15 protein-coding genes are annotated in these 14,641 nt (G+C 71.8%); 14 read left to right on the forward strand and 1 reads right to left on the reverse strand.

Annotated elements, in window-relative coordinates; genetic code table 11:
- The 12 genes from SACTE_RS29120 to SACTE_RS29175 are packed head-to-tail and all read left to right on the forward strand — an operon-like array spanning position 1 to position 11,382.
- On the forward strand, positions 1–804 hold the full coding sequence (locus SACTE_RS29120; RefSeq protein ID WP_014049598.1) for an ABC transporter permease: 804 nt from the start codon (positions 1–3) through the stop codon (positions 802–804).
- Positions 804–2,096, forward strand: a complete 1,293-nt coding sequence (locus SACTE_RS29125) for an MCE family protein (RefSeq protein WP_014049599.1) — start codon at positions 804–806, stop codon at positions 2,094–2,096. Before SACTE_RS29120 ends, SACTE_RS29125 begins: the two co-directional genes overlap by 1 nt.
- Positions 2,093–3,124: an MCE family protein gene (locus SACTE_RS29130; protein ID WP_014049600.1), complete on the forward strand. Its 1,032-nt coding sequence runs from the start codon at positions 2,093–2,095 to the stop codon at positions 3,122–3,124. The genes SACTE_RS29125 and SACTE_RS29130 overlap by 4 nt, the downstream gene beginning before the upstream one ends.
- Positions 3,121–4,137 carry an MCE family protein gene (locus SACTE_RS29135; RefSeq protein ID WP_014049601.1) on the forward strand — a complete coding sequence of 339 codons (1,017 nt, stop codon included), beginning with the start codon at positions 3,121–3,123 and terminating at the stop codon, positions 4,135–4,137. The genes SACTE_RS29130 and SACTE_RS29135 overlap by 4 nt, the downstream gene beginning before the upstream one ends.
- Position 4,138: 1 nt before the next feature.
- Entirely contained in the window at positions 4,139–5,284 is a 1,146-nt protein-coding gene (locus SACTE_RS29140) for an MCE family protein (RefSeq protein WP_014049602.1), read from the forward strand.
- Positions 5,281–6,435: an MCE family protein gene (locus tag SACTE_RS29145; RefSeq protein WP_014049603.1), complete on the forward strand. Its 1,155-nt coding sequence runs from the start codon at positions 5,281–5,283 to the stop codon at positions 6,433–6,435. Before SACTE_RS29140 ends, SACTE_RS29145 begins: the two co-directional genes overlap by 4 nt.
- The gene (locus SACTE_RS29150) at positions 6,435–7,664 is read left to right on the forward strand and encodes an MlaD family protein (protein ID WP_014049604.1); all 1,230 of its coding nucleotides are present in this window, start codon (positions 6,435–6,437) and stop codon (positions 7,662–7,664) included. Before SACTE_RS29145 ends, SACTE_RS29150 begins: the two co-directional genes overlap by 1 nt.
- Entirely contained in the window at positions 7,661–8,182 is a 522-nt protein-coding gene (locus tag SACTE_RS29155) for a hypothetical protein (RefSeq protein WP_014049605.1), read from the forward strand. The genes SACTE_RS29150 and SACTE_RS29155 overlap by 4 nt, the downstream gene beginning before the upstream one ends.
- Positions 8,179–8,775 (forward strand): hypothetical protein, encoded by a 597-nt coding sequence (locus SACTE_RS29160; protein WP_014049606.1) that lies wholly within the window; start codon positions 8,179–8,181, stop codon positions 8,773–8,775. Before SACTE_RS29155 ends, SACTE_RS29160 begins: the two co-directional genes overlap by 4 nt.
- A 12-nt stretch (positions 8,776–8,787) precedes the next feature.
- Positions 8,788–9,318, forward strand: coding sequence for a hypothetical protein (locus tag SACTE_RS29165; protein ID WP_014049607.1), 531 nt, complete (start codon positions 8,788–8,790; stop codon positions 9,316–9,318).
- Positions 9,319–9,350: 32 nt separating this feature from the next.
- A complete protein-coding gene (locus SACTE_RS29170) occupies positions 9,351–10,088 on the forward strand; it encodes a hypothetical protein (protein WP_014049608.1) in 738 nt (245 codons plus the stop codon).
- A 19-nt stretch (positions 10,089–10,107) separates the two neighbouring features.
- Positions 10,108–11,382 (forward strand): lytic transglycosylase domain-containing protein, encoded by a 1,275-nt coding sequence (locus SACTE_RS29175; RefSeq protein WP_014049609.1) that lies wholly within the window; start codon positions 10,108–10,110, stop codon positions 11,380–11,382.
- Positions 11,383–11,386: 4 nt separating this feature from the next.
- On the opposite strand, the gene SACTE_RS29180 is transcribed toward SACTE_RS29175, so the two are convergent.
- Complete coding sequence (locus SACTE_RS29180) at positions 11,387–12,448, reverse strand: ATP-dependent DNA ligase (RefSeq protein ID WP_019993164.1); 1,062 nt, start codon at positions 12,446–12,448, stop codon at positions 11,387–11,389.
- 94 nt (positions 12,449–12,542) lie between these two features.
- On the opposite strand from SACTE_RS29180, the gene ligD reads away from it, so the two are divergent.
- Positions 12,543–13,556: a non-homologous end-joining DNA ligase gene (ligD, locus tag SACTE_RS29185; RefSeq protein WP_014049611.1), complete on the forward strand. Its 1,014-nt coding sequence runs from the start codon at positions 12,543–12,545 to the stop codon at positions 13,554–13,556.
- A complete protein-coding gene (locus tag SACTE_RS29190; protein WP_014049612.1) occupies positions 13,553–14,632 on the forward strand; it encodes an ABC transporter permease in 1,080 nt (359 codons plus the stop codon). The genes ligD and SACTE_RS29190 overlap by 4 nt, the downstream gene beginning before the upstream one ends.
- The last annotated feature ends 9 nt before the right edge of the window (positions 14,633–14,641 follow it).

Consider the following 14,641-nt stretch of genomic DNA (forward strand, 5'->3'; position numbering starts at 1 on the left):
ATGTCGATGCTCGGCTGGCTGGACCGCTCCGGCGAACAGCTCACCTTCTACGTACGCGCCCTCGTCTGGATCCCGAGGACCCTCCACCGCTACCTCAGGGAGGTCCAACGCCTGCTGGCCGAGGTGGCGTTCGGCAGCGGCGGCCTCGGCGTCATCGGCGGGACCATCGGCGTGATGATCGCCATGACCCTGGCCACCGGCTCGGTCGTCGGCCTCCAGGGGTACGCCGCCCTCGACCAGATCGGCACCTCCGCCTTCACCGGCTTCATCTCCGCCTACTTCAACACCCGTGAGATCGCCCCGCTCGTCGCCGGGCTCGCCCTCTCCGCCACCGTCGGCGCCGGCTTCACCGCCCAGCTCGGCGCGATGCGGATCAACGAGGAGGTCGACGCCCTCGAAGCGATGGGCGTGCGGTCGATGCCCTACCTCGTCACCACCCGCATCATCGCCGGCGTCGTCGCGATCATCCCGCTGTACGCCATCGGGCTGCTCTCCTCCTACCTCGCCTCCCGGTACATCACGGTCCTGTTCAACGGCCAGTCCGCGGGCACCTACGACCACTACTTCAATCTCTTCCTCTCCCCGGACGACGTCCTGCTGTCGGTGCTCAAGGTGCTGATCTTCAGCGTGCTGGTGATCCTCGCCCACTGCTACTACGGCTTCCACGCCACCGGCGGACCCGCCGGCGTGGGGGTGGCCGTGGGCAGGTCGGTGCGCAACGCCATCGTGCTCATCAGCGTCACCGACTTCTTCCTCTCGCTCGCCATCTGGGGCGCGACGACAACGGTGAAGGTGGCCGGCTGATGCCTACCTCCCAGGCGCAGACGGTGCGCCGCAGACTCGCCGGCGTGGCCTTCGTGCTCGTGCCCGCCGTGCTCGTATGGCTGTCGGTCTCCGTCTACGAGAAGAAGTTCACCGACGACGCCACCGTGACCGTACGGACCGGCAGCGTCGGCAACGAGATGCACGACAACGCCGACGTGAAACTGCGCGGCGTCGTGGTCGGACAGGTCCGCGACATCCGGACCGACGGCGAGGGAGCGCGCCTCACCCTCGCCATCGAGCCGGACCGGCTCGGACAGATCCCGGCGGACGTCAGTGCCCAGATGCTGCCCACCACCCTCTTCGGGGAGCGGTTCGTCGCGCTCGTCCCGCCGCCCGTGCCCTCCGCGCAGACCCTGCGGGCGGGCGCGGAGATCCCGCAGGACCGTTCCAGCAACGCCATCGAGCTGGAGGAGGTCCTCGACAACGTGCTGCCGATGCTGACCGCCGTCGAACCGCAGAAGCTCGCCGCCACCCTGGGCGCCGTCTCCCAGGCCCTCGAAGGACGCGGCGACAAGCTCGGCGACACGCTGGTCACCCTCGACGCGCACCTGAAGGAGTTCAACCCGCAACTCCCCACCCTCAACGAGGACATCAAGGAACTCGTCAAGGTGAGCCACCTCTACGCCGACGCCGCCCCCGACGTGCTGGACGCGCTCACCGACTTCACCACCACCAGCGGCACGATCGCCGAACAGCAGGCGGAACTCGCGGACCTCTACGGCTCCACCACCGCCTCCGCACGCGACGTCACGGCCTTCCTGCGGAAGAACAAGGACAACCTCATCCGCCTCTCCGCCGCCGGCCGGCCGACGCTCGAACTCCTCGCCGAGTACTCCGACGCCTTCCCCTGCACCCTGCGCACCATGGCGGGATTCGTGCCCGCCATGGACAAGGCGCTCGGCAAGGGCACCGACCGGCCCGGACTCCACGTCACCGTCAAGACCGTCGAGTCCATGGGCGCGTACGTGGCCGGAAAGGACACCCCGGTCTACCAGGCGGCCGGCGGCCCGCACTGCTACGGGGTGCCGTACACCGGCGCGGCGGTCCCGACCGCGGACGCCCGTACCGCCCCAGCCCCGCGGAGCACGGCCCCCTCGGAGTCACCCGCCGGTACCGACACCGCGCTCGGCCTGCCCAACTCCCCCCAGGAGAGCGTCCTGGTCAACGAACTCGTCGCCCCCTCACTGAACGTCCAGCCGCAGTCCCTGCCCGACTGGAGCAGCGTGCTCATCGGTCCGGCCTTCCGCGGTGCGGAGGTGAAGCTCAAGTGAAGCGCCGCTCCCTCGCGGGACCCGTCGTGAAGTCCCTCGTCTTCGTCGTGGTCACCGCCCTCGCCACCACCGTCCTGGCGCTGTCCATCGCCGACACCGGCGTCGGCGACACCACCTCGTACAAGGCACGGTTCACCGACGTCACCGGGCTCGTCGTCGGCGACAGCGTCCGCATCGCGGGCGTCAAGGTCGGCCAGGTCGAGTCCATCGAGGTCGCCGACAGACGGCTGGCCGAGGTCGGATTCGCCGTACGCAAGGGCCGCGAGCTGCCCGCGTCGGTGACCGCGTCGATCAAGTACCTCAACATGGTCGGCCAGCGCTACGTCGACCTCGGCCAGGGCGCCGGGCCCGTCGGCGAGAGCTTCCGGCCGGGGGCGACCATCCCGGACTCGCGCACCACCCCCGCGCTCGACCTCACCCAGCTCTTCAACGGCTTCAAGCCACTCTTCGAAGGACTCTCCCCGCCGGACGTCAACCAGCTCGCCGGCTCCATCGTGCAGGTCCTCCAGGGCGAGGGCGGCACCGTCGACAGCATCCTCTCCCACGTCGGCTCGCTGACCGGCACCGTCGCGGCCAAGGACAAGGTGATCGGTGAGGTGATCAAGAACCTCAACACGGTCCTGAAGACCGTCAACGACCGCGAGAAGGGATTCGACGACCTCGTCGTCACCCTCCAGGAACTCGTCACCGGCTTCGCCGGCGACCGGCAGCCGCTCGGAGAGGCCGTCACCGCGATGGGGGCCCTCACCACCGTCACCGCCGACCTCCTCCAGGACGGCCGCGCGCCCCTCAAGAAGGACATCGCGCAGCTGGGGCGGCTGTCCCGGCAGCTCGACGAGAAGGCCCCCACGATCGAGACCTTCCTGCGCAACACCCCGGCCAAGATGGAGGCGATCACCCGGCTCACCTCCTACGGGTCGTGGCTCAACCTCTACCTCTGCGAGGCCCGGGTCAGCGGCGTGAGCACCGAGGACGGCAGCACCCCGCCCACCGGCATCACGATCACCCAGCCGAGGTGCCAGGCATGAGCATCAGGCCCGTACGGGAACGCAACCCCGTCGTCGTCGGCATCGTGGGACTGGTCGTCCTGGTCCTCGTCGGCCTCGCCGCGTACCGCGCCGACGCCCTGCCCTTCGTCGGCGGCGGCACCACCTACAGCGCGGACTTCACCGAGTCCGCCGGCCTCGACACCGGCGACGAGGTACGGATCGCCGGCGTCAAGGTCGGCGAGGTCACCGGGGTCTCGCTCGACGGCGGCACGGTGAAGGTCGACTTCAGGGTGAAGGACGCCTGGATCGGCGACTCCTCCACCGTCGGCATCGCCATCAAGACCCTCCTGGGCGAGAAGTACCTCGCCGTCGACCCCCTGGGCGACGCCCCGCAGGACCCCGGCAGCCGTATCACGGTCGGCCGCACCACCTCCCCGTACGACGTCACCCAGGCGTTCGACGGCCTCGGCGAGACCATCGAGGAGATCGACACCGCGCAGCTCGCCCAGAGCTTCGAGACCATCTCCGAGACCTTCAAGGACTCCCCGCCCGACGTGCGCAGCGCCGCCGAAGGACTCTCCGCGCTGTCGAAGACCGTCTCCGAACGCGACGCGCAGCTCGCCACGCTGCTGGCGGGCAGCAAGCGGCTCACCAAGACACTCGCCACCAGGAAGAGCAGCTTCGAGACCCTGCTGGAGGACGGCAACCTGCTCCTCGGCGAGATCCAGGCCCGCCGGGACTCCATCCACCTGCTGCTCACCGGCACCCGCGACCTCGGCACCCAGCTCACCGGCCTGGTCACGGACAACAACAAGCAGCTGCGGCCCACTCTCGACTCGCTGAGCCGGGTCACCGGCGTCCTGGTGAAGAACCGCAAGAGCCTGGACAAGGTGCTCTCGCTGGCCGGCTCCTACAACCGGCTCGTCGGCAACACCCTCGGCAACGGGCGCTGGTTCGACAACTACGTATGCGGCGTCGTCCCGAAGGACTACCTGCCCGCCGGCACGCCCCCGGCGAACGACTGCATGCCGCCCGAGCAAGGGGGCCGCTGACATGAGACGCACCCGTGTCATCGGCATCGCCGCCGGACTCGCCGTCGTGGCCGTGGCCGCGGCCTCCGGTGTGAGCGCCCTGGAGGAGAAGGGCACGACGACCGTCACCGCCTACTTCGACCGGGCCACCGGCGTCTACCCGGGGTCCGACCTGAGGATCCTCGGGGTCAAGGTCGGCACCGTCGCCTCGGTGGAACCACGCGGCCAGGAGGTCCGCGTCACCCTGCGGCTCGACGAGGGCGTCGAGGTCCCCGAGGACGCGCACGCCGTCGTCGTCGCCCCCAGCCTCGTCGCCGACCGGTACGTCCAGCTCGCCCCCGCCTACACCGGGGGAGCGCGGCTGGAGCCCGGCGCCGTCCTGCCCGCCGCGCACAACGCCACCCCGGTCGAGATCGACCAGCTGTACGAGTCGATCACCGAACTCTCCACGGCACTGGGCCCCGAGGGCGCCAACGCCGACGGGGCCCTCTCGGGACTCCTGGAGACCGGCTCGAAGAACCTCAAGGGCAACGGCAAGGCCATCGGCGACTCCATCGAGCAGTTCGGCAAGGCGACGAAGACCCTCGACAAGTCCAGCGACAACCTCTTCGACACGCTGTCCTACCTGCAGACCTTCACCACCATGCTGAAGGAGAACGACGGCGACGTACGGGCCGCCGAGCAGCAGCTCAACTCCGTCACCGGCTTCCTCGCCGACGACAAGGAGAACCTCGGCGCGGCACTGAAGGAGCTGGGCACGGCACTCGGCCAGGTCAAGGGCTTCATCCAGAAGAACCGCGGCGCCCTCAAGAAGAACGTCGACCTCCTGGTGCCGCTCACCCAGACCCTGGTCGACCAGCGCGCCTCGCTCGCCGAATCCCTCGACACCCTGCCCCTGACGGCGGGCAACGTGCTCAACGCCTACGACCCGGCGAACCGCACCCTGAACGGACGCACGAATCTCAACGAACTCTCCATGGGCGGCCCGCTCCTCGACCCGGAGCAGGGCGTCACCGGCCTGGACGGACTGGCCCCCGTGGACGCCACCCGGCAGAAATCGCTGCCCACCCTGCCGCTGCCGGCCGTCGGCACCGTCTACGGCACCCCGGCGAAGACCGGGAGCGAGAAGGCCGGGACGGACGAGAAGAAGAAGGAGGCGCACCGATGAGCCGCGCCCCGCGCAGACCCGGAGCCCGCGCCACCGCGGGAATCGCCGCCCTGGTCGCGGCCTGCGCCGCCCTCGTGCTCGTCGCCACCACCGTCGACCTGCCCTCCTTCACGGGCATCGACCAGGTGCCGCTGCCCGGCGGCGCCGACCTCGGTGACCACCCGTACGAGATCACCGCCGAGTTCGCCGACGTCCTCAGCCTCTCCCCGCAGTCCTCCGTCAAGGTCAACGACGTGGCCGTCGGGCGGGTCACCAAGATCTCCCTCAGTCCCGGCAGCTGGACCGCCCAGGTCACCATGCGCGTCAACGGGAAGATCGAGATGCCCGCCAACGCCTACGCCCACCTGGAACAGTCCAGCCTCCTCGGCGAGAAGTACGTCCAGCTCTCACCGCCCGCCGACGGCACCGCCCGGGGGTCGCTCACCGACGGCGACCGGATCCCGCTCGTCCGCACCAACCGCAACCCGGAGGTCGAAGAGGTCTTCGGCGCCCTGTCGATGCTCCTCAACGGAGGCGGCGTCGACCAGCTGAAGACCATCACCACCGAGCTCAACAAGGCACTGTCCGGACAGGAACCCCAGATCCGCTCCATGCTGAGCCGCGTCGACACCCTCGTCACCGACCTGGACGACCACAAGGAGGACATCACCGACGCGCTCGACGGCGTCAACCGGCTCGCCGCCACCCTGGCCACCCGCAAACAGGCCGTCGGCACCGTGCTCACCGATCTCAGCCCCGGTCTGAAGGTCCTGGAGAAGCAGCGCGGCCAGCTCCTGACGATGCTGCGCTCGCTCGACACGCTCTCCACCGTCGCCGTCGACACGGTCAACCGCAGCAAGGCCGACATGATCGCCGACCTCAAGGCACTCGCCCCCACCCTCACCGCGCTCGCCGACTCCGGCAACGACCTCCCCGACTCCCTCCAGGTGCTGCTCACCTACCCGTTCACGGACGAGGTGCTGCGCGGGGTGAAGGGCGACTACCTCAACGTCTACCTGGACGTCACGGCCGCACCGGGCACCCGGATCATCCCCGCGCTCACCCCGGGCGACCCCACCCCCACCTTCCCCAAGGCCCAGCAGCAGTCCGGGACGGCACTGCCCCTGCCGCTCCCCGCGGTCCCCGCATCCGGCACGGAGGGCACCCACTGATGATCACCCTCGCCACCCGGCTCAAGAACATCGCCTTCCTCGTCATCGCGGTGCTGGTCCTCGGCTACCTCGGCGTCCGGTACGCCGACCTCGGCCGCTACGTCGGCCTGCGCGACTACTACACCGTCAAGGTCCAGCTCCCGCAGACCGGCGGCCTGTTCACCCACTCCGACGTCACCTACCGGGGTGTCTCCGTCGGCCGGGTCGGGCCCATCGAGCTCACCGACGACGGCGTCGAGGCCGAGCTGCGCATCGAGAACGACGCGCCGCCCATCCCGGACAGCCTGCGGGCCGTCGTCGCCGGCCTCTCAGCCGTCGGCGAGCAGTACATCGACCTGCGGCCCACCCGCGCGGACGGCCCCTTCCTGGGGAACGGCTCGGTCATCGACCAGGCCGACACCACCATCCCCGCCCCCGTCACCGACGTCCTGACCAGCGTCAACGACCTGACGGCCTCCGTCGACGCGGAAGCGCTGCGCACCGTCGTCGACGAGTTCGGCGCTGCCTTCGAAGGGCGCGGGGACGACCTCCAGGTGCTGCTCGACACCGGCAGCGCCTTCGTCGAGGCCGCCGACGAGGCGCTGCCCACCACCACCAAGCTCATGTCGGACGGCGAACGCGTCCTGCGCACCCAGGCCGAACAGGGCGAAGCCCTCAAGGGGTTCGCATCCGGCGCCGAGCGGCTCGCCGCCGAACTTAAGGACTCCGACACCGATCTGCGCCGGCTGATCGCCGCCGCCCCCGACGCCACCGCCCAGATCAGCGGGCTGCTGCGGGACGTGGAACCCGGCTTCGGCGTCGTCGTCGCCAACCTCCTCACCACCTCCGAGGTCGCCGTCACCCGGCAGCGCGGCCTGGAGGAACTCCTGGTCAAGGTGCCCGCGGTCGCCGCCGCCGGCGCGAGCATCATCGACGAGGACGGGGCCGCCCGGTTCGGGATGTCCGTCACCTTCTTCGAACCACTGCCCTGCACCGCCGGATACGGCTCCACCACCTACCGGCCCGGCACCGACCTCTCCACCGCCCCCGCGGTCAACACCAAGGCCCGCTGCGCCTCCCCGCCCGGCAGCGGGATCAACGTCCGCGGCAGCGCCAACGCCCCCAAGGGCGGCCCGGTGCCCGAACCGGCCCAGCCGGGCTCTCTGCTCACCGGGACCGGCACCACCGGGGGCACCGCACCGGCGGCCGACGGCATGGCCGGACTGCTGGGCCTGGGAGGTGGCGCGTGAACGCCCCGACCAAGAGCCCCGGCACCTGGGCCGTACTGCTCGCGGCCGTGCTGATCTGCGCCTTCGGCGGCTGGTCGTACGCCCAGGCACGCGGTGACGAGACCCTGGCGTACGCCAGGAGCCGTGACGCCGCCCTCGCCGACGGCACCCGGCACCTCGCCCGGCTCACCAGCATGGACGGCACCGGCGCCGCGCGCGTGAAGTCCGGGCTCACGGCCTGGCTCGACGCCTCCACGGGCCCGCTGCACGACCGGCTGGAGGGCACCCGGGCCAAGGACACCGAGGCGCTCACCGAGTCGGGCGCCACGGCACGCGGCAAGGTCACCGACGCGGCGCTCACCGCACTCGACGAACGGGCCGGGACGGCGTCCCTGATCGCCACGGTCGACGTGGAGGTCACCCCGCGCACCGGCAAGGGCGGCACGGAACGCAAACGCTTCGAGGCGTCCCTGGCCCGCACCGGGGACGGCTGGAAGGTCACGGCACTGGACGCACTACCGGTCGGGGGCGGCGCATGAGGCGGACCGGAGCGACCACACTCGCCGACGTCCCCGACGACCCGGAGACGCGCGAACCCGACGCGGACACCGAGGAGGCGGGCGCGGCCCGGCGCGGCCCCAGGCCCCGTATCCTCGCCGCGGTCCTGGCCGTCGCCCTGCTGGCGGGCGGCATCACCCTCTTCGTCCAGGGGCAGCGGCTCCGCGACACCCCGGCCACCTCCAACCACGCGCTGACCGACACCGCGGCGACCGCCCAGGTCACGGGCGATGTCAGCAGCGCGCTCAGCAAGGTCTTCTCGTACGGCCCGGGAACCACCGCCGCCACGAAGGAGACGGCGAAGCAGGTACTGGCCGGCAAGGCGCTCCAGCAGTACGCGGCGCTGTACGGCCAGGTCGAGAAGCAGGCGGCCGACCAGAAACTGACGCTCACCACGCAGGTCGTACGCGCCGGAGTCACCCGGCTCGGCACCGGCAGCGCCCACCTCCTGGTCTTCCTGGACCAGGTGTACGAGCGCGAGGGGAAGGCGGCCACCACGGCGGCTGCCCAGCTCTCCGTGACCGCCCGACCGAGCGGCGGACGCTGGGTCGTCGTCGAGATCACGTCCAGGTAGGGAGAGGCACCGATGGCACGGGTACGGACGACGAGGAATCCACTGGTGGTGGCGGCGGTCGTGCTGACGGTCGCGGCGGCCGGCGCGGCCGGCTGGGGCGGCTGGTCGCGCTACGACGCGGCGCACGACGACGCGGCGGCCTACGCCGAGGCTCGGGACGACGCGCTGGCCGCGGGGGAGCAGGCGGTGCAGAACATGAACACCCTCGACCACGCGCACCTGGAGAAGGGCCTCGACAGCTGGGAGGCATCGACCACCGGCGACCTGCACCGCCAACTCGTCGACGGCCGGGAGGCGTTCGTCAAGCAGATCGAGACGGCGAAGACGGTCAGCACCGCCAAGGTCCTGTCCGGCGCGGTGACCGAGCTGGACGACCGGGCCGGCAAGGCGGGGGTGATGGTGGCGCTCCGGGTCACCGTGTCGGCTCCCGAGGGCGAGCCCGCGGTGAAGGAGAACCGGATGCTGGGGCAGCTCACGCGCACGTCCGAGGGGTGGAAGCTCAGCGCCCTCGGTCAGGCGCCCGTCGGCAACACCGCCGGCTGACCCCCCGCCATCCCGCCGAGAGGACCCCTGACATGTCGACGACCCGACACCTCGTGAACCGCCGCCGCCGACTGGCCACCGTCGCCGCGACGGCGCCGTCCGAGCGCACGCCGGCCACCGGCGCACCCGCACCCGCCGAGGACCGGGCGGCCGTGACGGAAGCACCGGCCGAGCCCGGAACCGAGCCCGGAACCGCGGAGGCCGGCGAAGCCGGCGAACCCCCGGCCCCGACCCGCCTCCCGACCCGGCTCCCGCGCCTCCGCTTCCGGCTGCCCGCCGCCCTCTGCGCGGCCACCGTCCTCCTCGGCGCCTTCGCCGCCTGGGCGTTCACCTCGGCCGCGTCGCTGCGCGAGGACCCCACCCGGCAGAACACGGCCCTCACCGACATCAGCCGGACCAGCGAGGTCAAGGGGCAGATCACCGAGGCCGTGGGCGCGGTCTTCTCGTACACCTACGCCTCACCCGGCAAGTCCGACCAGGCCGCGCGGAAATACCTGACGGGCAAGGCGGTCCAGCAGCACCAGGACATGCTCGCCGAGGTCCGTGCCCAGGCCCCGAAGCAGAAGCTCGTGCTCACCACGACCGTCACCGAGAGCGGCGTCGAACTGCTCGACGGCGACCGGGCCCGGCTGCTCGTCTTCGCCGACCAGAGCAACACCCGTACCGGCAAGGAGGAGGAGACCACGTACGCGGCGGCGATGTTCGCCGTGGACGCGGTCCGCAGCGAAGGCACCTGGCGGATCGCGGCCATCGACACGTTCACCCGATGACCCGGGAGAGGCAGGACACATGAGGTTCAACGGAACCGTGCGCCGCGGACTCGGCGGCACGGCCACCGCGGTCGCCGCGATGGCGGCTCTCACCGCGTCCCAGGCCCCGGGGCTCACCGGCGGCCAGGCGGGCGGCGACATGAAGAACGCGGCCGCGGACGACGTCGTGTGGACCGAGGCGCCGAACGACGACAGCTACCACACCGAACTGCCGCCCCTCGTCACGCCCGAACCGCCGAAGCCCGCCACCGGGAAGGCCGGCGAGGGCGGCAAGCCGGGCGCGGCCCTGCCGGCCACCGGCCGGGCCTGGGCCGAGGCCGGCATCCCCGGCACCGTCCTGGCCGCCTACCGCTCGGCCGAGGCATCCCTCGCGCGCACCGACCCAGGCTGCCGCCTGCCCTGGCAACTGCTCGCGGCGATCGGCAAGGTGGAGTCCGGCCACGCGGCCGGCGGACGGGTGGACGCCCGGGGCACCACCCGCACCCCCATCCTCGGCCCGGTGCTCAACGGCGCCGGTTTCGCCCACATCGCCGACACCGACGGCGGCCGCTACGACGGCGACGCCGTGTACGACCGGGCCGTCGGCCCCATGCAGTTCATCCCCTCCACCTGGGCGCACTGGGGCGCCGACGGCAACGGTGACGGACGCGAGGACCCGAACAACATCCACGACGCCGCCCTCGCCGCCGGCCACTACCTCTGCGCCGGGCCGCGCGACCTGTCGTCACGCGGCGACCTCGACCGGGCGATCCTCAGCTACAACCACTCGGACACGTATCTGGCCACGGTCCGTTCCTGGCTGGAGTTCTACCGCAAGGGCACCCACCCGGTCGCCGACGGCACGGGTGTGACCCCCGGCAGCCCCGGCGCGGGCGGCCCGCACGCCCCCAAGGCCCCGGTCGGCGGCCCCGGCAGCCCGAGCGGCCCCGGCAAGGGCGGCGGCGGCATCGTCATCGGGCCCCCGCCCGGTGGCACTCCGCGCCCGTCCACCTCGCCCACCGCCACCCCCGCCCCGTCCCCGTCCGGCACCCCGCACCCGGGCGGCTCGGCGACCCCCACGGACCCCGGCCCGAGCCCCGACCCCACGGACAGCGGCACCCCGGACCCGACCACCACCCCCGACCCCACCACAACCCCCGGCCCGGACCCCACCACCACCGACCCCGGTACCCCGGACCCCACCACGACACCCGATCCGGACCCCGGCACCCCGGACCCCGGCTGCCCCACGCCCACCCCCGGCCCGGACGACCCGGCCGACGGCCCCTGCGCCACCCCGGCCACCACCGGCTGACGGCTCAGCCGCCGTCGAGCACGTCGGACAGGTCGTACCGCACGACCTCCTCCAGCTGTGCGTAGGTGCAGCTGGTGGGGGCACGGTCCGGGCGCCAGCGCCGGAACCGGGCGGTGTGGCGGAAGCGGTCGCCCTCCATGTGGTCGTACGCCACCTCGCAGACCCGCTCCGGGGCGATCGCCACCCACGACATGTCCTTCTTGCCGGACCAGCGGCTCGGCGCGCCCGGCAGCCGCGCCCCTTCGTGGGCCGCCGCGTCCGCCCAGGCCGCCCACGGGTGCTCGGCGGGATCGATCCGCAGCGGTTCCAGCTCCTGGACGAGCTCGGCACGCCGCTTCATCGGGAACGCCGCGCTCACCCCGACGTGCTGAAGGGCGCCCTGGGCGTCGTACAGCCCCAGCAGCAGCGAGCCGACCACCGGGCCGCTCTTGTGGAAGCGGTAGCCCGCCACGACGCAGTCCGCCGTCCGCTCGTGCTTGACCTTGTACATCGCCCGTACGTCGGGTCGGTAGGTCAGGTCCAGCGGCTTGGCCACCACCCCGTCCAGCCCGGCGCCCTCGTACTGCTCGAACCACCGCCGGGCCAGGGCCTCGTCGGTGGTGGCGGGCGCCAGATGCACCGGCGGCGACGCGCCGCCCATGGCCCGCTCCAGCGCCGCCCGCCGCTCCGTCAGCGGACGGCCGGTCAGCGACGCGTCGTCCAGCGCCAGGATGTCGAAGACGACCAGGGAGGCCGGCGTGCGCTCTGCGAGGGTCCGCACCCGGGAGTCCGCCGGGTGGATGCGCTCGCTCAGCCGGTCGAAGTCCAGCCGGCCGTCGTGCGCCACCACGATCTCCCCGTCGACCACACAGCGCGGCGGCAGATTCTCCCGCACCGCCTCGACCACCTCGGGGAAGTAGCGGGTGAGCGGCTTCCCGGTCCGGCTGCCGAGCACCACCTCCTCGCCGTCCCGGTGCACGATCGCCCGGAAGCCGTCCCACTTCGCCTCGTACTGCATACCGGGCGGAATCGCGGATACGGACGTGGCGAGCATCGGTTTCACGGGAGGCATCACCGGCAGGTCCATGGCCCGATTCTGAACCGCCGCACCCGGCGTGTCTCCCGATATGCGGCATATGTGGGCCCCGCCTACGGTGTCCGACATGGGAGCAGGAGCAGCGATGGAACTGGACGCGGACGGACGGGCCGTACGGCTGTCCAACCCGGACAAGGTGTATTTCCCGGACAAGGGCTACACCAAGAAGGACGTGGCCGACTACTTCCTGGCCGTGGGGCCCGGCATCCTGCGCGCCCTGCGCGACCGGCCGACCACCCTCCAGCGGTTCGTCGACGGGGTGGAGGGCGAGTTCTTCTACCAGAAGCGGGCGCCGAAGAACCTCCCCGACTGGACGCCCACAGCCCGCATCGAGTTCCCCAGCGGGCGGCACGCCGACGAGATGTGCCCCACCGAACTGGGCGCCGTCCTGTGGGCCGCCAACCTCGGTACCCTGACCTTCCACCCCTGGCCGGTCCGCCGCGCCGACACCGACCACCCCGACGAGCTGCGCATCGACCTCGACCCGCAGCCCGGCACCGACTACGCCGACGCGGTGCGGGCCGCCCATGAACTGCGCTCCGTCCTGGACGACCACGGGCTGCGCGGCTGGCCCAAGACCTCCGGCGGCCGCGGCCTCCACGTCTTCGTCCCGATCGTGCCCGAGTGGACCTTCACCCAGGTCCGGCGGGCCGCCATCGCCGCGGGACGCGAGCTGGAGCGCCGGATGCCGGACCGGGTGACCACCGCGTGGTGGAAGGAGGAACGCGGCGAGCGGATCTTCGTGGACTACAACCAGACGGCCCGCGACCGCACCATCGCCTCCGCCTACTCCGTACGCCCCTTCCCGCACGCCCCCGTCTCCGCCCCGCTGCGCTGGGACGAGGTCGACGACGTGGAGCCCCGCGACTTCGACATCCGGACCATGCCCCGGCGGTTCGCCGAGGTGGGCGATCTGCACGCCGACATGGACGAGCACGCCTTCCGGCTCGACGGTCTGCTGGAGCTGGCCCGCCGCGACGAGCACGAGCACGAGCTCGGCGACCTGCCCTACCCCCCGGAGTACCCCAAGATGCCCGGCGAACCCAAGCGGGTGCAGCCCAGTCGTGCCAGGAAAGAGGACGAGGGCGGCACCGCATGAGCCACGACGCCACCGACGGGCACGGGGAGCACGGCGCGCACGGCAGGGCCCCGACCCGGCGCGAGAAGTGGGAGACGTACAAGAAGTCTCCCTACGTCCCGGCCGTGGTGCTGCTCTTCATCCTCGCCGCCGCGGCCGGGCTCTTCGCGGGCTCGTACACCTACGCCATGGCCAACCCCACCCCGCACCGGATCCCCGCCGCGGTCGTCGAGGGCCCCAGGACGCCCTACGCGACCCAGTTCGTCACCGGCATGGAGAAGGCGCTCGACGCCTCGCTCGAACTCCACCGCTACCCCGACCAGAAGCAGGCCCGCGCCGCCATGGAGGAGCAGAAGGTCTTCGTGATCCTTCGGAGCGAGGGCGACGGCGTGATGATGGAACTCGCCGCGGCGTCCGGGGCGACCGTCGCCGAACTCCTCGCCGACACCGGGGCGAAGGTCGCCGAAGGCATCGGCGTCCCCCTCACCGTCACGGACCTCAAACCCCTCCAGAAGGGCGATCCGCGCGGGCTGGCCCTCTTCTACATCTCGCTCGCCGCCGTCATCATCGGCTTCGTCGGGGCGATCCAGCTGAGCGTGCACGCCCGGTCGCTGCTCCCGCTGGAACGGATCCTGTTCATCCTGGCCTACGCCCTGCTCGGCGGTTTCACCATCGCGGCCGTCGTGGACTGGGTGCTCGGCGCGCTCCATCTGCCGTTCGTCGAGTCCTGGCTGATCCTGGCCCTCACGATGTTCACCTCGGGCATGGTCTTCACCATGTTCAACACCCTCATCGGCCGCTGGGCGATGATCCCCACCTGGGGTCTCATGGTGCTGCTCGGCAACCCGTCCTCGGGCGGCGCGGTGTCCTGGCCGCTGCTGCCCTCGGTGCTCGGGCACATCGGCCGCTGGCTGCCGCCGGGGGCCTCGGTCAACGCCCAGCACACGGCGGTCTACTACCAGGGCCACCAGTACGTCTTCCCCTACCTGGTGCTGGCCGCCTGGTCGCTGGTGTCCTGCACCGTCTTCTGGGTGTGGCGGCACCGGCACCCGGGAGGCCGTGACCACATGCCGGAGCATGCGGCCACGGCCACCTGACCTTCGGCG

Source organism: Streptomyces sp. SirexAA-E (assembly GCF_000177195.2).
Lineage (GTDB): Bacteria > Actinomycetota > Actinomycetes > Streptomycetales > Streptomycetaceae > Streptomyces > Streptomyces flavovirens.